Below are 25,456 nucleotides of genomic sequence, written 5' to 3' on the forward strand. Positions count from 1 at the left end.
CCGCCCCACCCGGCGGGGCAGCTCGACAGCGCGGTGCGGGTCGGTCTCGGGCCCTACGTCAGACGAGGCCGTTGACGATGTCGGCGACCGAGCGGCGGCGGCCGGTGTAGAACGGGATCTCCTCCCGCACGTGCCGGCGGGCGCCGGCGGCTCGCAGGTCGCGCATCAGGTCGACGATCCGGTGCAGCTCGTCGGCCTCGAACGCCAGCATCCACTCGTAGTCGCCGAGCGCGAACGAGGCGACCGTGTTGGCCCGCACGTCGGGGTAGCCACGGGCCAACTTGCCGTGCTCCGCGAGCAGCTCGCGCCGCTCGGCATCCGGCAGCAGGTACCACTCGTAGGAGCGGACGAACGGGTAGACGCACACGTACGAGCGGGCCTCCTCGCCGGCGAGGAACGCCGGGATGTGGCTCTTGTTGAACTCCGCGGGCCGGTGCAGGGCCATCTGGGACCAGACCGGGGTGAGCGCCCGCCCCAGGGTGGTGCGACGGAACCGCAGGTACGCGTCCTGGAGGGCGTCGCTGGAGGCGGCGTGCCACCAGATCAGCAGGTCCGCGTCGGCGCGCAGGCCCGAGACGTCGTACGTGCCACGGACGACCACGTCCTTGCCGGCCAGCTCCTCGAAGAGGGTCTCGACCTCGCCGGTGACGTTCTCGCGCAGCGACGGAAGTGGGCTGCTGGCCCGGTACACCGACCACATGGTGTAGCGGATGCTGGCGTTGAGCTCCCGCAGCCGGGCCGCGTTGGTCTGCTCGGTCATGTCCCCGATCCTCCCAGTGCTGTGATGATCTCTTCGGCCGCCGTCTCACCGGAGCGGACGCAGACCGGGATGCCGACGCCGTCGTACCCGGCGCCGGCCAGGACGAGCGTCGGGTGCTGCGCCCGCAGGACCGCCCGCGCGGCGGCCACCCGGTCGGCGTGACCCGGGGTGTACTGCGGCAGCGACCCGCCCCAGCGCTGCACGTGCCCGGCGACCGGGGTGGGCAGCGGCACGCCGAGCACCGCCGACAGCTCCCGGTGCACGGTGGCGACCAGGTCCTCGTCGGTGCGCTGCACCTGCCGCTCCTCGCCGTACCGGCCGACGGAGGCGCGGACCAGCGCCAGCCCGTCCGCCCGGCGCAGGTGCCCCCACTTCGTGGTGAAGAAGGTCGACGCCTTGATCAGCAGCCCCTCGGTGTTGGGCACCAGGAAGCCGGACAGCTCGGGCAGTTCCGGCTCGGGCAGCGCGAGGGTGACCAGCGCGACGCTGGCGTAGTCCAGTTCGCCGACGCGCTCGGCCGCCGCGGGCGCCGGAGCGCCGAGCAGCCGCGCCGCCGGCCGGGCCGGCACGGCCAGCACCACGGCGTCGACGTCGACCAGCTCCGGGTCGCGGGTCGGGCCGACGGTCAGCCGCCACCCCGCCCCGGTCGGGGTCAGCTCGCGCACGGCCGCGTCCCGCCGGATCGTCGCCCCGCTCGCCGCCGCCGCGGCCTGGACCAGCGTGCTGAGCCCACCGGCCAGGGTGCCGAAGACCGGCGTACCCGGCGACCGGGGAGCGGCGGCCTGCGCGGCACGCACCGCCCCCACCAGGGTGTGCTCCACCCGGGCGGCCCGGGCCAGCGCCGGCATGGTGGTCACCAGGGAGAGGTCGTCGGCCCGGCCGGCGTAGACGCCGCCGAGCATCGGGTCGACCAGCCGGTCGGCCACCTCGTCGCCGAACCGGGCCCGGACCAGCGCGCCGACCGAGACGTCGTCGTCCGCGCCGAGCAGCGGCCGGCCGGCGTCGACGTCGGCGTCCGCCGTCGGGCGCGCGACCGTGGTCACCCGCTCCAGATCCCCCGGTACGCCCACCAGCGTGCCGCCCGGGATCGGGCGCAGCGCGCCGTCGACCACCAGCGCGGCCTGCCCGACGGTGGGGTGCACGATCTGTTCGCCCAGGCCGAGCCGGCGGACCAGGGCCACGGCGGCGGACTCGCCCCCGGCCGGGTCGCGCATCAGGAACGACTCCGCCCCGAACTCCACCGCCGAGCCGGCCAGCTCGCCGGTGCGCAGCTTGCCGCCGAGCGCGCCGGACTGCTCGTACACGGTGATCTCGGTGTCGGCGGGGGCGCGGTCGCGCAACCGGACCGCGGCGGCCAGCCCGGCGATCCCGCCGCCGACCACCGCCACCCGCCATGGTGCCCGCATGCCGCTCAGCCCCGGTCCGCCGGCTGGGCGGACAGCTCGTGCACCAGGGCCACCACCCGGGTCAGCACGTCGGGGTCGGTCTCCGGCAGCACGCCGTGCCCCAGGTTGAACACGTGCCCGGGCGCGGCCCTGCCCTGCTCCAGGATCCGCCGCACCTCGCCCTCGACGACCGGCCACGGCGCGAGCAGCACGCACGGGTCGAGGTTGCCCTGCACGGCCTTGTCCGGGCCGATCCGGCGGGTCGCCACGTCCAGCGGCGTACGCCAGTCGACGCCGACCACGTCGGTGCCGGCCTCGCCCATCGCGCCGAGCAGCTCGCCGGTGCCCACCCCGAAGTGGATCCGGGGCACGCCCGCGTCGGCCAGCCCCGCGAGCACCGCGGCCGAGTGCGGCAGCACGAAGCGACGGTAGTCGGCCTCGGACAGCGCGCCGGCCCACGAGTCGAAGAGCTGTACCGCGGAGACCCCGGCGGCCACCTGGACCCGCAGAAACTCCAGCGTCACCTCGGCCAGGCGGCGGCAGAGCGCGTGCCACAGCTCCGGCTGGCCGTACATGAGGGCCTTGGTCTTCGCGTGGGTGCGCGACGGGCCGCCCTCGACCAGGTAGCTGGCCAGGGTGAACGGCGCGCCGGCGAAGCCGATCAGCGGGGTGTCGCCCAGCTCGGCGACGAGCAGCCGGACCGCCTCGTCCACGTAGGAGACGTCGTCGCGGGTGATCGGCCGGATCCGTTCCACGTCGGGCAGGGTGCGCACCGGCTCGGCCACCACGGGGCCGGTGCCGGGCACGATGTCCAGGTCCACCCCGGCGGCGGCGACCGGCACGACGATGTCGCTGAACAGGATCGCGGCGTCCACCCCGTGTCGGCGTACCGGCTGGAGGGTGATCTCGGTGACCAACTCGGGGCGGCGGCAGGACTCCAGCATCGCCACGTTGGCCCGGATCTCGCGGTACTCCGGCAGCGACCGGCCGGCCTGCCGCATGAACCAGACCGGGGTGTGCGGGACGGGCCGACGCCGGCAGGCCCGGACGAAGGGCGAGTCGGCCGGTCCGCCGGAGCGGGTGTCTTCGTCTCGGGCGTCGTCGCCCGTCGTGGTGGTGGTCATCGCGGCCATCGTGCCACGCGGCACGCTCGCGGCAGCGGGCAGCGCCGCCTTTTGTGACCCCCGTCAGCCCGCCCGGACGGAGGCGCCTCCGGCGGGGCTTCCCCGGCCCGCCGGGCCGTCGCACGCAGGCCGCGGGAGGGCCGCCTCCCGGCGTGCCGTTTCCGGCGGCGGCGGGTTGCCGGGCATAGGCTGCCGGCATGGCCCCCCCGATCGCGCTCCCGGAGACCTTCGCCCGCGCGGTCGCCGGGCTGCGGTCCGCGGCACCCCGGTCGGAGATCGTGCTGGAGGAGGTCGGCGCGCCGCAGCGCCTCGCCCCGTACGCCTTCGCGCTCTCCGCCACCGTCGTGCGCGACGGCGACGAGGTGGCCTCCGGGCGGCTCATCCTGCTGCACGACCCGGCCGGGCACGAGGCCTGGCGGGGCACCCTGCGGCTGGTCACCTACGTGACGGCGGAGCTGGAGGTCGACCTGGCCGCCGACCCGCTGCTGCCCGGGGTGGGCTGGACGTGGCTGACCGACGCCCTGGACGCGCAGGACGCCGGCCACACCGCGATCGGCGGCACGATCACCCAGACCATGTCGACCCGGTTCGGCGACCTGGCCGGGCCCCCCGCGGCCGGCGACATCGAGATCCGCGCCTCCTGGACGCCGGTCGACGACGACCTCGCCCCGCATCTGCTCGCCTGGTGCGCGCTGCTGGCCTCGACCGCCGGGCTGCCCCCGCCCGGGGTGACCGCGCTGCCGGAGCGTCGCCCCGCCGGCGCGGCCTGACCCCGCGACGGGTCACCTCACAGATACTTCTCGGCCTCGTTGCAGATCTTGTCCATGCCCTGGACAGCCTTGTCGTAGGCCGCCTTGTTGCCGGCCGCCGCCGCGCCGAGCGCGGTGGTGAGCTTGTCGAGGCAGTTGGCGATGACCTTCTTCTGCCGGGCCTGCTCGTCCCGGTCGTTGCGGGTGCCGGTGAGGTCCTGCTCGGTGTCGTCCAGCTTGTCCTTCACCGTCTGGAGGTCGGCCTTGAGCTTCTCGATCTCCTTGCCGTTGGCCGCGATGGTGCCGTCGCGCTGGCTGACCTCGCTGGCCATCTTCTTCTCGGTGCGGTCCAGCTCGCTGCTCGTGCTGACGAACAGGCCGGTCATCACCCCGCCCAGGACGAAGAGCAGCCCGGCCACCACGGCCAGGACCAGCACCTTACGGCTCTTGCCGGCACCCGGCGCGGGGGCGCCGAAGGGCGGGGCGGCCCCGGGCGGGACCGACATCGGCTGCCCGTACGCCGGCCCGGACGCCGGGGGCACGGACATCGGCTGCCCGAAGGCGGGCGGGACGGAGACCTGGCCGGCCTGGGGCGCGGCAGCCGGCGTGCCGGCCGGGGCGTAGCCGGACCCGGCCGGCGGCGCGGACTGCGGGTAACCGGAGGACCCGGCGGGCTGGGTGCCGTACTGCTGCGGCACGGCCTGCTCGGGGGTGTGCTGGCGGGGGGTGCCGTAGGTGGTGCCGTGCGGGACGCCGCCCGACGGCGGCTGACCGGGCGCGGCCGGCGGCTGCGGCGGGTACGGCGGGTAGCCGCCCGGCCCGGTCGGTGGCTGGGACATGTCGTTCTTCCTCCACGTGAGCTGGTCCGGGGAGCATGGTCCGCCGGGCCGGGTGGGTACGGGTCGGGTGCTGACCGGGTCAGCAGATCTTGAAACCGTCGCAGGCGACCTTGATCGGCACGGCGAGGCCGATCCCCTCGGCGTCGCGGGCCTTGGCGGTGGCGATGCCGACCACCTGCTTGCTGCCGTTGATCACCGGGCCGCCGGAGTTGCCGGGGTTGATCGGGGCGTCGAACTGGATGACGGGACCCTGGCCGCCGCCCGCCTCGCGGAAGGCGCTCACCACGCCGGTGGTGACGCTGTCCTCCAGGCCGAGCGGCGCGCCGACGACGACGATCTGCTGCCCGGACTTCACCGCGGCCGGCGCGGCGACCAGGCCGGTGAACTTGCCGGTGGTCCGCAGGTGGGCGACGTCGTTCGCCTCGTCGACCCTGACGATGGTCGCCGGGAAACGCTGGTCGGTGCGCTCCAGGAAGACCTCCCGCTCGCCGGCCTCCCAGACCGACTCCACCACGTGGTAGTTCGTGAACAGGTTGGTGCCCCCGCCGGCAGCCGGCTTGCCGATGGCGAACGCCGTGCCGGTGGAGTTGCCGGCCCGGACCCGGAACACGCTGGGCAGCACCGCGCTGGCGACGGCCTCCGGGTTGAACGCGGCGCCCGCCTGCTTCTCCAGCGCCTCGGCCCGGCCCTCCAGCCCGTCGAGCCGGGTCCCGTCGCCCGCCTGCGCCGCGTCCAGCCGGCGGTCGGTGTCGCCGAGCCGGTCCGAGAGCCGGTGGATCTGGTACGCCTGCACGCCCGTCACCACGGCCAGCAGGCCGGCGAGCACGAGCGCGGTGACGGTCAGCCAGCGGCCCCGGGAGGCCGGCGCGGCGCCCGCCTGGACGGGACCGGCGGGGTACGGCTGGGCCGGCCCGGCGGCCGGCGGCTGGCCGGGCACGGGCGGCTGCCCGGGGGCACCCGGGGATGCCTGGCCGGCGGCGGGAGGCCAGCCGGTGCCCGGGGCTGCCCCGGCGGACGTCGGGCCGCCGGGGGCTGTCGGGGTGGCGGACGGCGCGCCCCCCTGCCCCCAGCCGGCGGGGGCGACCGGGGCGGCGCCCCACTGGCCCTGTTGCTGCGGCGGTGACCAGGTCGTCCGCGGCGGCGCGGCGGGGGCCTGTCCCGGGACGTTCTGCGGGTACGCCGGCGCGGGCGGCTCGATCCGGGGCGGCAGCGGCCCCGGCCGGTAGCTCCCGTCGCCCGGCCCCGCCGGACCCGTGTCCGCCGACCCGTAGCCAGCAGTCATGATCGCCTTGCCCTCCCCGTAGCCGCCCCGCGGTGTCCCGGGGCCTGATGATGCCGTACCGGCGCAAACGGCTCGATGGACCGTACCTGCGCGAAAGGGGTTTGTCTTCCCCGATGTCCGGCCGGGGGGAGGCTCCGTCCGACCGTCCGATCGACACGCACCGGACCGGCTGCACCCGTCGGATCGCGTCGCGCACTAGGGTTGTCAGGTGACCGACGAACCACCCCTGCGCCGTCGGGCCGCCGAAAGCCGTACGGGAAACGAAGCGCACCACCCGCCGTCGGCCCGGCCGGAGCCGGAGGACGCGGGTACCGAACCGAACGCCGACGGGCCCGTTCCGCTGACCGCCCCGCGCGAGGGCACACCCCAGCCGGCGGCCACGCCGGACGAGCTCGCCGAGGTCGTGGCCCGCTTCGCCGCCGGCACCGGCCCGGTCGCCCTGGACGCCGAGCGGGCCTCGGGCTACCGCTACAGCCAGCGGGCATACCTGGTGCAGCTGCGCCGGGCCGGCTCCGGCACGGCGTTGATCGACCCGCTGCCGCTGCCCGACCTGACCGCCCTCGACGAGGTGATCGGCGAGGCCGAGTGGGTCCTCCACGCGGCCAGCCAGGACCTGCCCTGCCTGGCCGAGGTGGGGCTGCGCCCGCGCCGGCTCTTCGACACCGAACTGGCCGCCCGGCTGGCCGGGTTCGAGCGGGTCGGCCTGGCCGCGCTGACCGAGCAGCTACTCGGCTACAGCCTGGAGAAGCACCACTCGGCAGCCGACTGGTCGAGCCGCCCCCTCCCGGAGTCCTGGCTCACCTACGCGGCGCTGGACGTGGAGATGCTGGTCGACCTGCGCGACGCTCTCGACGAGGAGCTGACCCGGCAGGGCAAGTCCGCCTGGGCGGCGGAGGAGTTCGCCGCGCTGGTGCGCACCGGCGCCCGGCCGCCCCGGGTCCGCGCCGAGCCGTGGCGCCGCACCTCCGGCATCCACCGGGTGCGCGGGGCGCGCGCGCAGGCGCGCGTGCGCTCCCTCTGGTACGCCCGGGACCAGATCGCGGCCCGACGGGACGCCGCCCCGGGGCGGGTGCTGCCGGACTCGGCCATCGTCGCGGCGGCCGAGCTGGACCCGAAGGACGAGAAGACCCTGCTCACCCTGCCCGGATTCGGCGGCCGCTCGGTGCGGCGGCTGGCCCGCACCTGGCTGGCGGCGCTGGACGACGCCCGGCAACTGCCGGAGGACGCGCTGCCGGTCGCCCCGACGGTCGAGGGTCCCCCGCCGCCGCACCGCTGGGCCGAGCGGGACCCGGTGGCGGCGGCCCGACTGGCCCGGTGCCGGGAGGTGGTGGTCCGGATCGCCGGGGCCCACCGCCTGCCCCCGGAGAACCTGATCGCCCCCGACTCGATCCGCCGCCTGGCCTGGGTCCCTCCCGAGGAGGTCACCGAGGAGACCGTGGCGGAGACGCTGCGCGGCTTCAACGCCCGCGAGTGGCAGATCAACCTCCTCCTCCCCGACCTCACCGAGGCCCTAACCGACCCACCCCCACGCACCTGACCCCCACCCCCCTCCTCCCCCTCCCCCTCCCTCCCCCCGTCCCTCCCCCCGTCCCTCCCCCGTCACCCTCGCCGTTGATCATGAAGTTGTTGTCGCCGCCCCCGGCGTGTCGAACAACAACTTCATGATCAACGCGGCGCACCGGGTGGGGGTGGGGTGGGGGGTGGGGACCGGGGGTGGGGGTGGTGTGGGGTTGGCCACATGGGGGTGGGTGCCGGCGGTGGTTACTGGCGAGTAGCATCCGGGGGAACACGCCCGTGCCGGCGACCTTCATTCGGTCCGCCGTGCCGCCTGTCGGCGCGGAGGCCGAATCATGGTCGAAAAGGAGGCTCCAGTGCCCCGTGAAGTCCGGGATGTCGTCTTCGTCGACGGCGTCCGCACCCCCTTCGGCAAGGCGGGTGGCATGTACGCCAACACCCGCGCCGACGACCTGGTGATCCGCTGCATCCGCGAACTGCTGCGCCGCAACCCGCAGCTGCCGCCGGAGCGGGTCGAAGAGGTCGCCATCGCCGCCACCACCCAGATCGGCGACCAGGGCCTGACCATCGGCCGCACGGCCGCCCTGCTGGCCGGCCTACCCAAGACCGTCCCCGGTTTCGCGATCGACCGGATGTGTGCCGGCGCGATGACCGCGGTGACCACCGTCGCCAGCGGCATCGCCATGGGCGCGTACGACGTCGCCATCGCCGGGGGCGTCGAGCACATGGGCCGTCACCCGATGGGCGAGGGTGTCGACCCCAACCCGCGCATCGTCGCGGAGAAGCTGGTCGACCCGTCCGCCCTGGTCATGGGCGCGACCGCGGAGAACCTGCACGACCGCGTCCCGCACGTCACCAAGGAGCGCGCCGACGCCTTCGCGCTCGCCTCGCAGCAGAAGACCGCGAAGGCGTACGCCAACGGCAAGCTCCAGGACGACCTGGTGCCGATGGCGATCCGCGACGCCGACGGCGGCTGGGGCCTGGCCACGGTGGACGAGGCGCCCCGGGACACCTCGCTGGAGAAGCTCGCCACCCTGAAGACCCCGTTCCGCCCGCACGGCAAGGTCACCGCGGGCAACGCGGCCGGCCTGAACGACGGCGCCACCGCCAGCCTGCTCGCCTCCGAGGACGTCGCCCGCGAGCTGGGCCTGCCGGTCGCCATGCGGCTGGTCTCGTTCGGCTTCGTCGGCGTCGAGCCCGAGGTGATGGGCGTCGGCCCGATCCCGTCGACCGAGAAGGCGCTGCGCCTCGCCGGCCTGACCATCGACGACATCGGCCTGTTCGAGCTGAACGAGGCGTTCGCCGTGCAGGTGCTCGCCTTCCTCGACCACTTCGGCATCGCCGACGACGACCCCCGGGTCAACCCGTGGGGCGGCGCGATCGCCATCGGTCACCCGCTCGCCTCCTCGGGCGTACGGCTGATGACGCAGCTCGCCCGGCAGTTCGCCGAGCACCCGGAGGTCCGCTACGGCCTCACCGCCATGTGCATCGGCATCGGCATGGGCGGCACCGTGATCTGGGAGAACCCGCACTGGGAGGGTGGAGACAAGTGAGCGCGAGGAACGAGCCGGGCCTGCGAGTCCCGCAGTCGCGAACGAAGGAGACGCAGTGAGCCTCGCCGCACCGAACGAGGTCGTCACCAAGGCGCTGCTGCGCCAGGTGAACGTACCGGGGCTGGACCGGCCGGCCGCCCTGATCACCCTGGACAACGGCTTCGACCACACCAAGCCGAACAGCTTCGGCCCGGGTGGCCTGACCAGCCTGGACGAGGCGATCACCGCCGCCGTGGCGGCGAACCCGGCGTTCATCGCGGTCACCGGCAAGCCGTACGTCTTCTGCGTGGGCGCGGACCTCACCAGCCTCCCGCAGCTCGCCGACCGCGAGCAGGCCCTGGAGATCGGCCGGCTCGGCCACCGGGTCTTCGCCCGGCTCCGGGACAGCGAGATCCCGACCTTCGCCTTCGTCAACGGCGCGGCGATGGGCGGCGGCCTGGAGCTGGCCCTGCACTGCCACTACCGGACGCTCTCCGGCGGCGCCGCGGCGCTGGCCCTGCCCGAGGTCTCCCTCGGCCTGGTCCCCGGCTGGGGCGGCACCCAGCTGCTGCCGAACCTGATCGGCATCCCGGCGGCGACCCAGGTGGTCATCCAGAACCCGCTGATGCAGAACAAGATGCTCAAGCCGAAGCAGGCCGCCGAGATGGGCATCGCGGACGTGCTGCTGGAGCCGGCGGACTTCCTGGAGCGGTCCCTGGAGTGGGCCGCCGGCGTGGTCCGCGGCGAGGTCACCGTGACCCGTCCCGAGGTCGACAAGGACATGTGGGCGGGCGTGCTCTACTTCGCCCGGTCGACCCTGGACCAGCGGCTGCACGGCGCGGTCCCGGCCGCGTACAAGGCGCTGGACCTGCTGGAGACGGCGAAGGACGCCGACTTCGCGACGGGCACCGCCGCCGAGGACGAGGCCCTGGCGGACCTGGTCTTCTCGGAGGAACTGCGCAGCGGCCTGTACGCCTTCGACCTGGTGCAGCGGCGGGCCAAGCGGCCGGCCGGCGCGCCCGACAAGGGCCTGGCCCGCCCGGTCACCAAGGTGGGCATCGTCGGCGCCGGCCTGATGGCCAGCCAGCTCGCCCTGCTCTTCGCCCGCCGCCTCCAGGTGCCGGTCGTGCTGACCGACCTGGACCAGGCCCGGGTCGACAAGGGCGTCGGCTACGTGCACACCCAGATCGAGAAGGCCGTCAGCAAGGGCCGGATGGACAAGGGCACCGCCGCCAAGCTGTACGGCCTGGTCAGCGGCTCGGTCGACAAGGGCGTCTTCGCGGACGCCGACTTCGTCATCGAGGCGGTCTTCGAGGACCTGAACGTCAAGAAGCAGGTCTGGGCCGAGCTGGAGAAGATCGTCAAGCCGGAGGCCGTGCTGGCGACGAACACCTCGTCGCTGTCGGTCACCGCGATGGCGGCCGAGCTGGAGCACCCGGAGCGGGTGGTCGGCTTCCACTTCTTCAACCCGGTCGCCATGATGCCGCTGCTGGAGATCGTCCGGGGCGAGCGGACGGACGACGCCACCCTCGCCACCGCCTTCGCGGTCGGCAAGCAGCTCAAGAAGTCCTCGGTGCTGGTGAAGGACGCGCCGGCGTTCGTGGTCAACCGGCTGCTCACCCGCTTCCTGGGCACCGTCTTCGCGGCCGTCGACGCCGGCACCCCGCTGGACGTGGCGAACAGCGCGCTGGACCCGCTGGGCCTGCCGATGCGCCCGCTCGCCCTGCTCCAGCTCGTCGGGCCGGCCGTCGCGTACCACGTGGGCGGTACCCTGCACGCCGCGTTCCCGGACCGGTTCGGGGTCAGCGAGAACCTCAAGCGGATCGCCGACTCCGGTCAGCCGATCGTCGTCGACGACCAGGTCAACGACGAGGTGGCGAAGCTGCTGGTGGTCGGCGACCAGCCGCTCACCGCCGAGCAGGTGCGCCAGAACGCGCTCGACGCGCTGGCCCAGGAGATCCGGCTCATGCTCGACGAGGGCGTCGTCGCCGAGGCGCAGGACATCGACCTGTGCATGATCCTCGGTGCCGGCTGGCCGTTCCACCTGGGCGGCGTCACGCCGTACCTGGACCGGACCGGCACCTCGGAGCAGGTGACGGGCCAGCGGTTCCTGCCGCGCGGGGTCGCCAGCCTGCCCGCCTGAGTCCACCCCGCTCCCCGCGTTCGCGGTGGTCGCCCCGTCCGGCTTGGATGGTGGCGGCCACCGCGATCGTCGTTGCGGCCCGCCCGGTCGGGAAGGGGATAGCGGGACGCAGTTGTGGCTGGCTACCATCACGCGTTCGCAACGTCGCCTGGAGCTGATCCATGTCCTCACCGCCGGTCGATCCCTGGTCCGGGCAGCACGAGCACGACACCCACTACGACTTCCACCCGCCGCAGCCGGACAGCTACCCCGTGCCACCGGCGGAGGGCTGGCCGCCGTCGGGCGGGCAGCCGCCGCACCACGGCGGCTGGTCCGCCGCGCCGGCCTCCGGCTCCCCCGCGGCCCCGTACCCCACCCAGCCGTACGGCGGATATCCCGTCACGCCGCAGGAGGGCTTCCCACCCGCCCCGTACGCCGGCTACCCGCCGCAGTACGCCGGCGCGCCCCAGCCGGTTGGCGGGCCCGCGCGGTCGCACCTCAACCTGGTCCTGACCCTGGGCATCGTCGGGCTGCTGGTGCTCTGCCTCGGCGGGGGCGCCGTGGGCTACGTCGCCCTCTCCGACGACGACGACCCGGTCGTGAGCCCGACGCCGACGGCGACGGCGACCCCGGCGTCGAGCGCCACGCCGTCGTCGGAGGCCACCCCGTCCCCGGAGACCAGTTCCACCCCCCGGATCCGGGTCGTCACGCCGGAGACCCTCGCGGGCCGCCCGCAGAGCACCGAGCCGACGCTGAAGAAGTTGGCCGACGACATGGTGCGGGAACTGAAGTCCTCGGTGCCCCAGGCGACGGGCGTGGCCGGCGCCTTCTACGGCAGCGCCGACGAGCGCGACATGGTCATGGTGGTCGCGGCCTCCACCTTCGTGCTCAACCCCGAGCGTGAACTCGACGACGCGGTCAAGGGGATCTCCAAGGAGCTGGCGGTCAAGAGGCTGACCAGCATCGCCCCGGGCCCGAACGGCGGCGAGGCCAGGTGCGGCGACGGCGAGTCCGCCGACGTGCCGCTGGGCGTCTGCGCGTGGGCCGACCACGGCAGCGTCGGGATCATCGTGATGTTCTTCTCGTCCTCGGCCGCCGCGGCGGCGGAGTTCGTCGAGATCCGCGGCCAGATCGAGCAGAAGTACTGACCCGAGCAGGCAGGGGCCCGTCACCACCGGTGACGGGCCCCTGTCGCGTCAGCCCGCCGTGGCCGCCCGCTCGGCGGCGCTGCGCAGCACGCAGAACTCGTTGCCCTCCGGGTCGGCGAGCACCACCCAGCCCGAACCGTCCGGGCGGATGTTGTCGGAGACGTGGGTGGCGCCGATGGCCAACAGCCGCGCGACCTCCTCGTCCCGGGTCCGGTCCGCGGGCTCCAGGTCGAGGTGCAGGCGGTTCTTCACCGTCTTGCCCTCGGGCACGGCCAGGAAGAGCACCTCCGGGCCCCCCGGGGGCAGCAGCATGGCCTCCGGGTCACCGGGGAAGTCGTCCGGCTGCCGGGGGCAGTCGAAGACCTGCGCCCAGAAGCCGGCCAGGGCGTACGTGTCGCGGCAGTCGATGCCGATGTTGTGGATGGTCGCGCTCACTGGTGTTCCTCCTCTGTCGACGCGCCCGCCCGCTCCGCCGCCCCGCGCAGGACGCAGAACTCGTTGCCCTCCGGGTCGGCGAGCACCACCCAGCCCGTACCGTCGGCGCGCCGCTGGTCGTCCACCAGGACCGCGCCGAGCCCGAGCACCCGCTCGACCTCCTGGTCGCGGGTCCGACCGGCCGGTTGCAGGCAGACGTGCACCCGGTTCTTGACCGTCTTGGCCTCGGGCACCTGCTGGAAGAACACGCTCGGGGTGGTGTCGCCGCCCGGTGGCAGCAGGACCGCCTCCGGGTCGCCCGGTGCGTCGTCGGCGTGCCGGGCGTAGCCGAGCACCGCCGACCAGAAGCCGGACAGGGCGTAGGTGTCGTGACAATCGAAACTGATGTTGTGGATCCGTGGATGCACGGGTTCCTCCGCTACGGATGGAGGCGCCCCGCGTGCGTGAGGGTCAGCCGGCGAGACGGGGCGCGGAGATCATGACGGTGAACATTCGACGCACCCCCCTCCGGATGTCGGGCTGACGCCATGATCCTTCCATCGGGCCGGCCCGACCCGCAACCCCCGGTGCCGCGTCACCGCCCGGCGGCCGGTTCCTCGGCGGTCACCGCCGGGGCGGCCTCCGCCGCCGGCAGGGTCACCGTGACCTCCAGCCCGCCGCCGGGCTGGGCGATCACCCTGACCGTGCCGCCGTGCGCGTCGCAGACCGCCCGGACGATGGAGAGCCCGAGGCCCGAGCCGCGCGCGCCGGTGCGCTCCCGGCCGCCGCGCCGGAACGGCTCGAACAGGCCCGGCACGTCGGCCTGGTCCACCTCGAAGCCAGTGTTGCCCACCACCAGCCAGGACCGGCACCCGTCCGAGCCCGTACGCACCCAGAGCCGGCCGTGCAGGTGGTTGTAACGCACCGCATTCTCGATCAGGTTGCCGGCCAACCGGTCCAGCAGCCCCGGATCGCCGACCACCGGCGCGGACTCCAGCGACGTCTGCACCCGCAACCCGATCCGCTCCACCTCCCGGCGTACGGCCGACAGGGCGTTGGCGGTGCCGGCGGCGAGGTCGCACTCGGTGCGGCGGCCGAGCCGGCGGCCCGCCTGGGCCTCGCTGCGGGCCAGCACCAGCAGGGCGTCGACCAGCCCGTTGGCCCGCTCGGAGGCGTCCCGCACGACCGTGGCCATCCGGCGGTACTCGGCGGCGTCCGCCTCGTCGTCGCTGAGCGTCACGTCGATCTCGGTACGCATCACGGCGAGGGGGGTGCGCAGCTCGTGCGAGGCGTTGGCGACGAAGCGCTTCTGCGCCTCGAACGCGGCGGCGATCCGGTCCAGCATCGCGTCGAACGTCTTCGCCAGCTCGGCCACCTCGTCGTCGGCGCCGGAGTAGCCGATCCGCTGGTCCAGGGTGGTCTCGCCGAGCCGCCGGGCGGTGGCGGTGACCTGGTGCAGCGGGCGCAGCGCCCGCCCGGCCACCGCGTACGCCCCGGCCACCCCGACGACGCTGATCGCCAGCAGCGCCACCAGGCCCTTGACCAGCAGCTCCGTGCTGGCAGCGTCGACCAGTTGCCGCTGCCACTGCGCGGCGTCCAGCGACCGCCCGTCGGCCAGCACCACGGTCGTGCCGGGGAGCAACTCGTCGGTCGGGCGCAGCGCGTCGCGGACCAGCAGCCAGGCCAGCAGCACCAGGATCGCCCCGGCGCCGACCAGCAGCACGCCGTTGAGCAGGGTCAGCCGCAGCCGCAGGGTGGGCCGCAGGCGCCTCCGCACGGCCGGGTCCTTCGGTTTGGACCGCGGGGCTCGCAGAACCGGCTCACTCCTCGCGCTCACCGTGCCACCTTCGTTCGCGACTGCGGGGCTCGCAACACCGGCTCACTCCTCGCGCTCACCGTGCCACCTCCGCCGTGCGGTAGCCGGCGCCGACCACCGTCTCGATCAGCGGGGGGTCGCCCAGCTTCTTGCGCAGCGTCATCACGGTGACCCGGACGATGGTGGTGAACGGGTCGGTGTTGGCGTCCCACACCCGCTCCAGCAGCTCCTCGCTGGAGACCACCGCGCCGCGCGCCTTGAGCAGCTCGCAGAGCACGCCGAACTCCTTGTTGGTCAGGTCGACCGGCTGCCCGCCCCGGGTGGCGACCCGGCGGGCCGGGTCGAGCACCAGATCGGCGAGTTCCAGCACCGGCGGCGCGGCCGGGGTGGCCCGCCGGCCGAGCGCCTGCACCCGGGCGACCAACTCGTCGAAGGCGAACGGCTTCGGCAGGTAGTCGTCGGCGCCGAGCTGCAACCCCTCGACGCGGTCGGCGACGGTGCCGCTGGCGGTCAGCATCAACACGCGGGTGAGCGCGCCGGAGGCCGCCAGGTCCGCGCAGATCTGGTCGCCGTGCACGCCGGGCAGGTCCCGGTCCAGCACCACCACGTCGTAGCGGGTGACGAACGCCATCTCGTGGCCGCTGTCACCGTCGTAGGCGACGTCCACCGCCATGCCCCGCTTGCGCAGCCCCCGCACGATCGCGTCGGCGAGGTTGCGCTCGTCCTCGACCACCAGTACCCGCATCCCGGCCTCCTCGCGCCCTGACCACCCGACAACCTAGTGCGGGCCGCCAACCCGCGCCGCACCCGCCGTCCGGGCCGGCCACCGTTGCAGAAAACCTTCGTCGTACGCGATGCTTCCGGCATCAACCTTCGCGACGGACGGGGAGACGCATGACCGACGCGGCGCCGACGGCCGGGCGGGACGTCGCCTACCGGAGCTTCCGTCTGCCGGACGACGCGGACCGGGGCGTCCTGGCCGGGCTGCGCGCCGTCCCCTGGGGGCTCGAACTGGCCGACCCGGTCGACCGGCTCGACCACACCGACGCCGACGGCCGCACCCGCCGGTACGCCGCGGGCAGCTGGACCTCGCCGCCCGTGCCGGCCGGCTTCGCCGTCCGCGACGTGGTTCCCTCGTGGACCGGGCAGACCCCGGGCGGCTGCTGGCTGCGGGTGGAGCTGCGCGGCTGGCACGACGACGCCCCGTCCACCGGCTGGTACGTCCTCGCCGACTGGGCCGCCGACGACGAGGCGTTCCGCCGCACCTCCGTGCCCGGGCAGCGCGACGCCGACGCCCGGGTTGACACGGACACCCTGCTCGTCACGGGCGCGACGGTCACCGGCTGGCAGGCCCGGGTGACCCTGCTCCGGCCGGCGGACGCCGACGCCGGCACCACGCCGGTGCTGCGTACGGTCGGGGCCGTCGCCTCCGCACCGCGCGCGGAGGCCGCGGCGACCCGGCCGGCGGCCGAGGGGCCACCATCCGTGGCGGCCCCGCCCGGCGCGGAAGCCCGGCCCGCCGGAGTCGCCCCGGCCCCGGCCGCCGCACCCGGTGCCGCCCGGACGACGCCGGCCGCCTGGGGCACAGTGCTGGACGTGCCGCGCTACTCGCAGCGGCTGCACGCCGGCGCGCACCCGCAGTGGGGCGGCGGCGGGGACTCCTGGTGCAGCCCCACCTGCACGTCGATGGTGCTCGCCTTCTGGGACGCCGCCCCCGCCCCGGACCGGTACGCCTGGGTGGCCCCGGCCGGCCCCCGCCCGGTGGTGGTGCACGCCGCCCGGCACTGCTACGACCACGCCTACGCCGGGGCCGGCAACTGGCCCTTCAACACCGCGTACGCCGGGCTGCACGGGGTGGACGCCTTCGTCACCCGGCTGCGCTCGCTGGCCGAGGCGGAGGCGTTCGTGGCGGCCGGCATCCCGCTGATCGTCTCCGCCGCGTTCACCGCCGGCCAGGTGCCCGGCCTGGACTACGACACCGCCGGGCACCTGTTGGTGCTGGTGGGCTTCACCGACACCGGCGCGCCGGTGCTCAACGACCCGTACGCCCCGGACGACGACGCGGTGCGCCGGACCGTCGACCGGGACCGGTTCGAGGCCGCCTGGCAGGCCGGCAGCGGCGGGGTGGCGTACGTGCTCCGGCCGCCCGGCGTGCCGCTGCCCCCGGCGCCGGAGCAGCCCAACTGGTGACCCGGCACCCGGAGCAGCCCGACGGGTAACCCGGCGGCGCGGGCCGGACGACCATCCGGCGTGCCCGGGCTCAGCCCTCGAACCGCCAGACGCCGTACTCGCCGGTGCGCAGCCGGCACAACACGGCCTCCGTGCCGCCCCGGCAGTCCCCGGAGGCGTCCCTGAGCAGGTCGACCACCCGGGACCGGCCGGCCACGACGTCCAACTCGCCGACCACCAGTCCGCCGCCGGATGCGGCCGGCCGCACGGCGAGAAGCCGGCCGCCGTCCTGCCACGGCATCAGCTGCCACGTGCCCAGGTCGGCGACCTGCCGACCGGTCGCCGCGTCGAGCACGCTGAACCGCTCCCCGGTCGACCCCGGCGCGAGCGCCAGGAGCCGCCCGTCCCGCCCGGACAGCACCCCCAGCCACCCCTCCGCGGTCCAGCGGAGCGCGCCGGTGGTCGGGTCGAGCGCACGGAAGCCCCCGGTCTGCCCGGCGGCGCAGAGCAACTCGCCGCAGTCGACGACGTGCTCGACCAGCGGCACGCGCGCCGCCCACCGCGGTCGCAGCCCGTCCAGCCCGTACGCGGTCACCACGCCGGCCCGAGCGACCAGCAACAGGTCGTCGATGACCGTCGGCTGACCGAACGAGGGCTGCCCGTCGAGGCGCAGGTCCGCCGCGTGCAGCAGGTCGCCCGAGCGGGGGTCGCGCACCTCCGCCCGCCCGTCGGCCGTGACCAGCACGAACCGCTCGACCAGCCCGTCGCGGACGCCGAAGCGCACCCCCTCGGGCGGCGTCGGCACCGACCAGAGCGCCCGCCCGGAGGCCGGGTCCACGGACCGCAGGGCGGCGGCGTCCTGCATCAGCAGCGTCCCGGCGACGTCCGCCCAGTGGTAGCCGGCCTGCCGCCAGCGCTCCCGGCCGGTGGCGGGGTCGAGGGCGATCGTCTGGCCGAGGCTCTGGTCCCCGGTGACCGAGAACAGCACCACCCCGGGCCCGGTCTGCACCTGCCAGAACCGGCCAGGCGCGAGGAGGCGGGCGCGCCACAGGGGAGCCGGTGCCCGCCCGTCGGCGGGGGTCCGGGCGGGCAGGGCGTAGGCGCGCACCTCGACGGTCCCCCCGGGCTCCCCCTCGGCCGGTTCGACCACGTAGAACCGGCCGCCGTCGAGGAACGCCTCGGACCCGACGCGGGCCGGCACGACGACCGAGACCCGCTCCGGTGTCGGCGCGGCGCCGGCCAGGGTGGCCACGAGCAGCGCGAGCACCAGTGCCACCCGCAGCGGCCGGCCGACGGCGCGGGGCGAGCGGGGCAGCGGCGCCTCGCCGTCCGGCCCGTCGCGCAGCTCGCCGAGGTCGATCAGGGTCATGCCCGCCCCTCCCCGCCGGTCATCCGGGCAGCTCCCAGACCCCGTACGCGCCGCCCTCCCGGCGGCAGAGGACGAGCGACCCGTACGCGCCGCACGCCCCGACCACACCGTGCAGGGCCGCCAGCACCCGGATGCCGTCCCCCCGCTCGTCGAGCCGGGCGACCAGGACCCGCCCGTCCCGCTGCCGACGGTGCAGGACCGCGGGGTCCTCCCACGGCGCCAGGTCACCCAACTGCCAGCGGCCCAGCTCCCGCACCGGGCGACCGGTCGCCGCGTCGAGCAGCACGTGTTCCGCCGCACCGCCGCGCGGATAGCCAGCCGCCAGCAGCCGATCGCCCACGGGAGTCAGCAGCGGCCAGTCGTCGGCGCGCCAGCGGGCGCTGCCGGTGGCGGGGTCGAGCAGCCGCAAGCGCCCGCCGTCCCCGACGCAGATCACCACGCCGCAACCGAAGGCGTACGGCCGGGCGGACGGGCCGCGCGGCACGCTCCACCGTCGGCGCAGGGCGGCGGTGTCGTAGGCGGACAGCACAGCGGGCCCCTCGGACACCAGGACCACGTCGTCGGTGACCCCGAGCACCTCGGGCGGCCCGGCCGCGGCGGGCAGGGCCGCCGCGTGCAGGACGTCGCCCGAGTCCGGGTCGCGCAGCTCCAGCCGCCCGCCGTCGAGCACCGTCAGCAGCGTCACCCGGCCGTCCCGGGTCGACCAGCGCAGGGCCCCCGGGGGCAGCCGCCGCGTCCAGCGGACCGCACCGCTGGCGGCGTCGACCGACCGCAGCACCGGCGCCCCCGGCCGGGTGCCGGCGGTCCCCCACACGAGCAGGTTTCCGGCCGGCGTGGCGCCGTCCAACCGCCCGTCGACGCGCCAGCGCACCGCGCCGTCGGCGGCGGCGAGCCCGACGACCTGCGGCCCCGCCGGCTCCTCCGGCATGCCGAGCACCACCACGTCGCCGACGCGCACGACGGGGAAGGGACTCACCGGCCCGGTCAGCGGAAGGTGCCACAGTGGACGGCCCGAGGGCAGCTGATGAGCGGCCACCCGGGGCGCCGGGCCGGGGCCGGGCGCCACGCCGGGCCCGGTGCGGTCCACCACCAACAGCAGGTCGCCCGCGACGACGACGTCGGCGTCCGGGCGGGCCGGGACGACGGCACCGGGCGGGTGCGCGGCCTGGGGCGCGGCGGCGGTCAACACGGCCAGACAGAGCAGGGCGACGAGGGCGGGTGCCCAGCGGCGGACCGCCCGACCCGGCCCGGGGCCGGCCGGCGGCGGGACCTCCCGCCGCTCACCGAGGTCGATGACCGTCACGCGCCGTCCTCCCCGTCACACCCCCGCGCCGGCCGGCAAACCGGCCGGGGAGGCACCGGCCCGGCAAAAGCGACGCATCCGCGCCTGTACGATGGCGCGTCGTGGCTGTGCCGGTGGTAGACCCCTCGCTGAACTCCGTCTCCGCGCCCGTCGCGGCCGAGCCGTCGCGGCGGCCCCGGCGGAGGCCGGCCCGCGCCGACGTACTGGCCATCGGAGCCTATGTCCTGCTCGGCGTTCTCGTGTGCCTGAACTACTGGGTGGACGTGCAGAACCGGGTGTCGTCGCACCTGCCCACCGACCACAGTTGGTTCGAGTGGCTCTTCTCGCACGGCGCGTACTCGTTGCGGCACCTGGAGAACCCGCTGTTCACCGCCCGCCAGAACGCCCCGGACGGGGTGAACATGATGGCGAACACCTCGCTGCTCGGGGTGACGCTGCCGCTGGCGCCGCTGACCATGCTCCTCGGCCCGCAGGTCATGTACGCGCTCTACCTGGGCGCCGCGCTGGCCGCGACGGCCGGCACGTCGTACTGGGTGCTGTCGCGGCACCTGGTGCGCTCCCGGGCGGCGGCCTTCGTCGGCGGCGCGTTCCTCGGTTTCGCGCCCGGCATCGTGCACCACGCCAACGGTCAGCCCAACTTCGTCTCGAACTTCCTGCTGCCGCTCATCGTGCTGCGGGTGTTCCGGCTGGGCGAGCCCGGCCGGTGGCGGCGCAACGGCGTCGTGCTCGGGCTGCTGGTGGCGTACCAGATCTTCATCAACGAGGAGATGCTGCTGCTGACCGCGCTGGCCTGCCTGGTCGCCGTGGTCGCGTACGCCGTGCTGCGGCCGGCGCGGACGCGGGCGGTGGCCGGCACCTTCGCCGCCGCGCTCGGCGTGGGCGGCGGGTTGGCCCTGCTGCTGACGGCCTACCCGATCTGGTTCCAGTTCAACGGCCCGCAGTCCTACCGGGGCCTGCAGGGTGGGGTGTTCCACAACTGGGGCGAGGACCTGGCGGCCTTCGTCACCTTCGCCCGGGACACCGTCGCCGGGGACGAGGCGGTGGAGAAGACCATCGGTCTGACGGAGCAGAACACCTGGTTCGGCTGGCCGCTGGTGTTGCTGTCGCTGGTGGCGCTGGTGCTGCTGGTCCGCCGGTCGCTCGCGGCCCGGATCGTGGCGGTGCTGGTGGTGGTCTTCACCGTGGCCTCGATCGGCCCGAAGGTGCGCCTGAACGGGGTGGAGACCGAGACGGACGGCCCGTGGTCGTACATCCCCGACGACCTGCCGCTGGTCGAGATGATGATGCCGACCCGGCTGGCCCTGGTGGTGGGGGCGGCGGTCGGCGTGCTGCTCGCCCTGGCCTGGGACGCGGTGGCCGGGGCCGGCCGTTCGTCGGTCCCCGCGCCGCGCTCCGGCGACGACACCGCCGGTGGCGCCGGGCCGCGCCGCCGCTGGCTCCGGCCGGTCGGGTACGCGGCCGTCGCGCTCGCCGTGCTGCCGCTCGTCCCCCGCCCGCTGCCGGCACAGCCCGTCGAGCCCCCGCCGCACTTCATCACCGCCGGCGGCTGGCGCCCGTACGTGCCGGCGGGCCGGACCCTGGTGCCGGTGCCGATCCCGAGCAACGTGCACGGCCTGCCCACGCTGCGCTGGAGCGCCCTGACGCAGCACGCGTTCCCCATCCCCGGCGGCTACTTCATCGGGCCGAACGAGCTGGGCGAGGGCGTCTTCGGCGCGCCGAACCGGCCGACCAGCACCCTGGTCTACGCCACGATGGACTCCGGCGAGGTGCCGCCGCTCACCGACGAGAACCGCCGCCAGGTGGTCGAGGACCTGCGCTTCTGGAAGGCGTCCGTGGTCGTCCTCGGCGCGCACCCGCGCGAGGCGGTCCTCCGGGAGCTGATGACCGCGCTGATCGGCCCGCCGCAGCGCGTCGACGACGTCTGGCTGTGGGACGTCCGTCCCCTGGTCGGCTGACCCGTCGCCCCACCAGGCTGACCAGTCACCCCACCAGCGGGCGCACGTCCCAGACGTAGGCGCCCGCGACCTCGCGGCCGGGGCCGAGGAGCGCCTCGACCGTACGCCGGACCGGGTCGCCGTGGTGCAGTCCACCCTGGACCACCACGGCGGCACGCCAGTGGCGCAGGTCCTCCACCGCGCGCCGGCGGTCGGCGTCGGTGACCGCCGGCACCTCGCCGGTCTCCGCCGCCCGGCGCAGCAGCACGGCCGTGGGACGATCCGGCGCGCCCCAGCGGGCGGCCGGGTCGTCGGCGGCCCGGGGGCCGATGAAGTAGCCGCCCGGCGTCGGGAAGGCCAGCCCGGTGCGGGCCGACCAGAGCATCGCCGGGCTGACCCCGGCGCCGGTCACCGGCGGCACCGGCACCACGGTCCGGCCCGGCGGGACGTACGCGCGCCAGCCGCCCTCGGCCACGAAGGCCGGCACCGGCCAGGCCGGCACGGTCCGGATCGGGGTGGGGAACAGCGGCAGCAGCGCGGCGGCCACCGCCCCGCCCCAGAGCAGCCGCACCGGCACCCCGCCCGCCCGTGGTTCGGCCCCCGCCGCGGCGCGGAGGCGGTCCAGGGAGAGGGCGAGCAGGATGCCCAGCACTGGGATGCAGACCAGCGGGAAGCGCGCCGGCACCGCGAGGTCGAGCAGCGGCAGCTCCGCGACCAGCCGGTACGGGCCCGGGATGCCGGTGGCCGTGCCGCCCAGGCGCACCTGCGCGCCGAGGGAGAGCAGCGCGAACAGCACCCCGCAGACGGCCAACGCGCGGACCGACGGCCGGCGCCACAGCCAGATCACGATCACCACGGCGAGCACCAGCAGCCCCGGCCCGAAGAAGGAGTTCTCCTCGGTCGGGTTCGGCGCGAGCAGGCCCGGCAGATGGTCGTCGCCGAACACGGTCTGCCGGGCGGAGGCGGTGAACGACGCGGCGTCGAGCTGGTAGCCGTACGCGTGGAAGGGCATTCCCCGGTAGTGGCCCGGGCCGAAGAACTGGAACCACAGCGGGTACGCCAGCAGCGGCAGCGAGACCGCCACGCCGATCCCCAGCCGCACGAGCAGCGCGGGCGCCAGCCGGCGGGCGGCCGACCGGTCGGCCGCCGCGTACGCGAGCGCGAACGTCCCGGCCGCCAGCACCAGGAAGACCAGCACCTCCTCGCCGAGGAAGACCTGGTACGCCACCAGCAGCCCCAGCAGCGCCCCGTGCCGCACCGACCGGCGCGGGTCGGGGTGGAACACCAGCGCCAGGATCGCCGGCACCAGGAACTGCGCGGCCATGTGCAGGTGCGCCCCGGCCTGCGCGACCATGCCCGGGGCGAAGCCGCAGAACAGGCCGCCGACGGCCGCGGCCACCCGGGAGTCGACCAGCCGGCGGCACAGCAGGACGTACCAGGCGGTCGCGGTGCCGGCGAGGCAGCCGACCACCGCCACCAGGAACGCCGCCTGCGAGCCGAACAGCAGGGTGACCGGGGTCAGCGGCACGCCCAGGCCGAGCACCGAGGTGTTGGCCATCAGGTTCACGCCGTCCGGCGCGTTCAGCGCCGAGCTGTACAGCGGATTCTCCAGGCCGGTCACGGCCCGGGCCGCGCGGGCCAGCATCCACTCGAAGAGGATCTGGTCCCCCGCCTGGTGGAACAGCCGCCCCGGCCGCCCCCACTGGCCGACGGTCAGCAGCACCGCCAGGGCCAGGTAGCCGGCCACGACCAGCGCGTCGGCGGCGCGGGCCGGCAGCCGGCGCGGGCGCCGGGCTGGTGCCGCGTCGACGGTGCCGGTCGCCGTCGGGGCGGCCATCAGGCCGGCTGGTCGGTCAGCGCCCGGACGTCCCACACCCAGACGTCCAGCTCCCGGCGGCCGGGGCCGACCAGTTGCTCGACGGTGCGCCGCAGCGGCTCGGCGTGGTGCTGGTCGACCGGGAGCACCAGGATGGCCGCCCGCCAGTGCCGCAGCTCGTCGAGGGACCGGCGGCGCTGCCGGTCGTCCAGTTCGGGCGTACGGCCGGTCGACGCGACCTCCTCCAGCAACTGCCCCACACCGCTGGGCCGGCCACCGAAGCGGCCGGGGTCGCCGGTGTTGCCGTTGCGCGGGGCCAGGAAGTAGCCGCCGGGGATCTTGAAGTCGAGGTTGGTGGACGCGGCCCAGCGCATCCCGTGGGTGTAGCCCATGTTCGGCACCGGGATCGGCACCAGGGTCTGGTCCGGACCGACGTAGCCGCGCCACCGGTCGGCGGTGATGAAGTCCGGCACCGGCGGGCGCGAGGTGACCTTCAGCGGCATCGGCGCGATCGGCAGCAGCGCGAGGACGAGCCCGGCGACGGTGAGCGTACGCAGCGTCCGTGGCTCGACCGGCAGCGTCCGGGAGCGCTCGACGGCCAGCGCCAGCAGGATGCCGATCACCACGCCGGTGATGAGGCCGAACCGGGTCGGCACCACCGCGTCGAGCAGCGGCAGCCGGACCAGCCACTCCCACGGCCCGGTGACCAGCTCGCGGTCCCACCAGGACACCCGCTCGCCGAGGGAGAGCACGGCGAAGAAGACCCCGGTCACGGCGAGCGCCCGGACCAGCAGCTCCCGCCGCAGCCAGGCCACGATGCCGACGGCGATCAGGGAGAGGCTCCAGCCGAAGAAGGCGTTCTCCTCGGAGTAGTTCGGGGCGAGGTTGATGTTCGCGCGCTCGTTGCCGCCGAGCGTCGGCGAGCCGGGGGCGAAGAAGGCGGCGATGTCGTTGCCGTAGTCGCGGACCGCGTCGCTCAGCCCGTGGTACGCCATCGGCCCCGCGAACTGGATGTAGAGCGGGTACGCCAGCAGCGCCCCGGCGACGACGGCGCAGGTCGCCAGGGCCTTCGCCAGCGGCCGCCAGGCCGCCGACCAGAGCGCCGGACGCTGGGCGAGCACGGCGAGCAGGAACACCCCGCAGGCCAACGCCGTGAAGAGCAGGATCTCCTCGTTGATGAACGCCTGGACGGTGACCAGCAGGGCGAGCAGCAGACCGTCGCGCCACGGCCGCCGGGACCGGGTGATGACCAGCACCCGCCAGACGATGAACGGCAGCAGGAACTGGGAGATGATGTTCGGGTGCCAGTTGGCGTGCGACAGCATCGCCGGCGAGAACCCGCAGAACCAGCCGCCGACCGCCGCCGCCAGCGGGCTGCGCACGACGTGCCGGGAGAGCACGAAGTACCAGGCCGAGGCGGTACCGGCGAGGGCGAGGGTGACCAGCACCACGAACGTCACGGCCGGGCCGAAGAGCAGGGTCACCGGCACCATCGGGATGCCCAGCGCGAGGATGGCCGTGTTGGCCATCAGGTTGACGCCGTCGGGATAGTTGAACTGCTCGGTGAAGAACGGGAACTCGCCGTGCAGCACCACGCGTACCGAGTGGGCGAGGAAGAACTGCACCTGGGCCGGGTCGCTGCTGTAGAGCGAGGCCACCCGGCCGGCCGGGTCCACCCAGATCTGACTGGTCACCCAGACCGCGGCGAGCAGGAACAGGCCGAAGACCACGAGGTCCTGCCGGCGTCGGGCCCAGCGCCGCGGCCGGGCGGGGGCCGCCCCGCCGTCCGCCGCCGGCGCCCCGGTCCCACCGTCCGCCGCGGGCGAGGTGCCGGCGACGGGCTTCGACGGCGTTCCGGCGGCGTCGACCTCGGCAGCGGCGCCCGACGGCCCGCTGGCCTCGGCCGGGGCCCGGGTGGCGGGGACGGATGCGCCGCCGTTCGACGTACGGTCACCGGCGTCTTCGGGGTCGGACGCGGAGGCCGCGGCGGCGTCGGATTCCGGCGAGGATTCGGCGCGGGTCTCGGCAGGCGTCACAGTCGGCGGAGTCTACCCGAGCGGGACATTCGCCCTGAAACCACGTCAGCGTCCTCTGTGGCGCGTGTCGGCCGGCCGTGCGATCCGCGCGCGACCTGCGGCCGGTCGGCGGACGAGGTGCCGCGTCCGGGTGATCGGACATC

The 25,456-nt window shown here is 75.2% G+C and carries 20 protein-coding genes; 7 read left to right on the forward strand and 13 right to left on the reverse strand.

What is annotated here, in order from left to right; all coding sequences use genetic code 11:
* Positions 1–58 precede the first annotated feature (58 nt).
* From hemQ to hemE, 3 genes are read right to left on the reverse strand one after another with little or no spacing between them, the layout of a single operon-like run.
* A complete protein-coding gene (hemQ, locus tag ACGF5G_RS21600; protein ID WP_357696520.1) occupies positions 59–760 on the reverse strand; it encodes a hydrogen peroxide-dependent heme synthase in 702 nt (233 codons plus the stop codon).
* Positions 757–2,166, reverse strand: coding sequence for a protoporphyrinogen oxidase (hemG, locus tag ACGF5G_RS21605; RefSeq protein WP_393265294.1), 1,410 nt, complete (start codon positions 2,164–2,166; stop codon positions 757–759). Before hemG ends, hemQ begins: the two co-directional genes overlap by 4 nt.
* 5 nt (positions 2,167–2,171) lie before the next feature.
* Positions 2,172–3,269 (reverse strand): uroporphyrinogen decarboxylase, encoded by a 1,098-nt coding sequence (gene hemE, locus ACGF5G_RS21610; RefSeq protein ID WP_393265297.1) that lies wholly within the window; start codon positions 3,267–3,269, stop codon positions 2,172–2,174.
* A 197-nt stretch (positions 3,270–3,466) separates the two neighbouring features.
* On the opposite strand from hemE, the gene ACGF5G_RS21615 reads away from it, so the two are divergent.
* Complete coding sequence (locus ACGF5G_RS21615; RefSeq protein ID WP_357696526.1) at positions 3,467–4,039, forward strand: DUF3000 domain-containing protein; 573 nt, start codon at positions 3,467–3,469, stop codon at positions 4,037–4,039.
* Positions 4,040–4,056: 17 nt separating this feature from the next.
* Here ACGF5G_RS21615 and ACGF5G_RS21620 read toward each other — a convergent pair whose 3' ends face one another.
* Together ACGF5G_RS21620 and ACGF5G_RS21625 are read right to left on the reverse strand one after the other, a co-directional pair.
* Positions 4,057–4,857: a hypothetical protein gene (locus ACGF5G_RS21620; RefSeq protein ID WP_393265300.1), complete on the reverse strand. Its 801-nt coding sequence runs from the start codon at positions 4,855–4,857 to the stop codon at positions 4,057–4,059.
* 79 nt (positions 4,858–4,936) lie between these two features.
* A complete protein-coding gene (locus tag ACGF5G_RS21625) occupies positions 4,937–6,139 on the reverse strand; it encodes a trypsin-like peptidase domain-containing protein (protein ID WP_393265302.1) in 1,203 nt (400 codons plus the stop codon).
* 208 nt (positions 6,140–6,347) lie between these two features.
* Between ACGF5G_RS21625 and ACGF5G_RS21630 the strand changes: the two genes are divergently transcribed.
* From ACGF5G_RS21630 to ACGF5G_RS21645, 4 genes are all read left to right on the forward strand, one after another.
* On the forward strand, positions 6,348–7,676 hold the full coding sequence (locus tag ACGF5G_RS21630) for a ribonuclease D (RefSeq protein ID WP_393265305.1): 1,329 nt from the start codon (positions 6,348–6,350) through the stop codon (positions 7,674–7,676).
* A gap of 334 nt (positions 7,677–8,010) precedes the next feature.
* Entirely contained in the window at positions 8,011–9,207 is a 1,197-nt protein-coding gene (locus tag ACGF5G_RS21635) for a thiolase family protein (RefSeq protein WP_393265307.1), read from the forward strand.
* 55 nt (positions 9,208–9,262) lie between these two features.
* Positions 9,263–11,329, forward strand: coding sequence for a 3-hydroxyacyl-CoA dehydrogenase NAD-binding domain-containing protein (locus ACGF5G_RS21640; RefSeq protein WP_393265309.1), 2,067 nt, complete (start codon positions 9,263–9,265; stop codon positions 11,327–11,329).
* Positions 11,330–11,490: 161 nt separating this feature from the next.
* Positions 11,491–12,456: a hypothetical protein gene (locus ACGF5G_RS21645; protein WP_393265311.1), complete on the forward strand. Its 966-nt coding sequence runs from the start codon at positions 11,491–11,493 to the stop codon at positions 12,454–12,456.
* 48 nt (positions 12,457–12,504) lie between these two features.
* Here ACGF5G_RS21645 and ACGF5G_RS21650 read toward each other — a convergent pair whose 3' ends face one another.
* From ACGF5G_RS21650 to ACGF5G_RS21665, 4 genes are all read right to left on the reverse strand, one after another.
* Positions 12,505–12,891 carry a VOC family protein gene (locus tag ACGF5G_RS21650; protein ID WP_393265314.1) on the reverse strand — a complete coding sequence of 129 codons (387 nt, stop codon included), beginning with the start codon at positions 12,889–12,891 and terminating at the stop codon, positions 12,505–12,507.
* Positions 12,888–13,298 (reverse strand): VOC family protein, encoded by a 411-nt coding sequence (locus ACGF5G_RS21655; RefSeq protein ID WP_393265317.1) that lies wholly within the window; start codon positions 13,296–13,298, stop codon positions 12,888–12,890. The genes ACGF5G_RS21650 and ACGF5G_RS21655 overlap by 4 nt, the downstream gene beginning before the upstream one ends.
* 167 nt (positions 13,299–13,465) lie before the next feature.
* The gene (locus ACGF5G_RS21660) at positions 13,466–14,647 is read right to left on the reverse strand and encodes a HAMP domain-containing sensor histidine kinase (protein ID WP_350711021.1); all 1,182 of its coding nucleotides are present in this window, start codon (positions 14,645–14,647) and stop codon (positions 13,466–13,468) included.
* Positions 14,648–14,762: 115 nt separating this feature from the next.
* Positions 14,763–15,431, reverse strand: a complete 669-nt coding sequence (locus tag ACGF5G_RS21665) for a response regulator transcription factor (RefSeq protein WP_350711019.1) — start codon at positions 15,429–15,431, stop codon at positions 14,763–14,765.
* Between the two features lie 149 nt (positions 15,432–15,580).
* Here ACGF5G_RS21665 and ACGF5G_RS21670 point away from each other — a divergent pair, with 149 nt between their 5' ends.
* Complete coding sequence (locus tag ACGF5G_RS21670; RefSeq protein ID WP_393265320.1) at positions 15,581–16,876, forward strand: peptidase C39 family protein; 1,296 nt, start codon at positions 15,581–15,583, stop codon at positions 16,874–16,876.
* A gap of 70 nt (positions 16,877–16,946) precedes the next feature.
* On the opposite strand, the gene ACGF5G_RS21675 is transcribed toward ACGF5G_RS21670, so the two are convergent.
* Both ACGF5G_RS21675 and ACGF5G_RS21680 read right to left on the reverse strand, forming a co-directional pair.
* A complete protein-coding gene (locus ACGF5G_RS21675; RefSeq protein WP_393265322.1) occupies positions 16,947–18,224 on the reverse strand; it encodes a PQQ-binding-like beta-propeller repeat protein in 1,278 nt (425 codons plus the stop codon).
* Positions 18,225–18,243: 19 nt separating this feature from the next.
* Complete coding sequence (locus ACGF5G_RS21680; protein ID WP_393265324.1) at positions 18,244–19,527, reverse strand: PQQ-binding-like beta-propeller repeat protein; 1,284 nt, start codon at positions 19,525–19,527, stop codon at positions 18,244–18,246.
* Positions 19,528–19,634: 107 nt separating this feature from the next.
* On the opposite strand from ACGF5G_RS21680, the gene ACGF5G_RS21685 reads away from it, so the two are divergent.
* Complete coding sequence (locus ACGF5G_RS21685; RefSeq protein WP_393265602.1) at positions 19,635–21,482, forward strand: hypothetical protein; 1,848 nt, start codon at positions 19,635–19,637, stop codon at positions 21,480–21,482.
* Between the two features lie 25 nt (positions 21,483–21,507).
* Here the strand turns inward: ACGF5G_RS21685 and ACGF5G_RS21690 are convergent, their stop codons facing one another.
* On the reverse strand, positions 21,508–23,298 hold the full coding sequence (locus ACGF5G_RS21690; RefSeq protein ID WP_393265326.1) for a hypothetical protein: 1,791 nt from the start codon (positions 23,296–23,298) through the stop codon (positions 21,508–21,510).
* Positions 23,298–25,313 carry a hypothetical protein gene (locus ACGF5G_RS21695; protein ID WP_393265328.1) on the reverse strand — a complete coding sequence of 672 codons (2,016 nt, stop codon included), beginning with the start codon at positions 25,311–25,313 and terminating at the stop codon, positions 23,298–23,300. The genes ACGF5G_RS21690 and ACGF5G_RS21695 overlap by 1 nt, the downstream gene beginning before the upstream one ends.
* Between the last annotated feature and the right edge of the window lie 143 nt (positions 25,314–25,456).

Source organism: Micromonospora sp. NPDC047730 (genome assembly GCF_043204765.1).
Taxonomy (GTDB): domain Bacteria; phylum Actinomycetota; class Actinomycetes; order Mycobacteriales; family Micromonosporaceae; genus Micromonospora.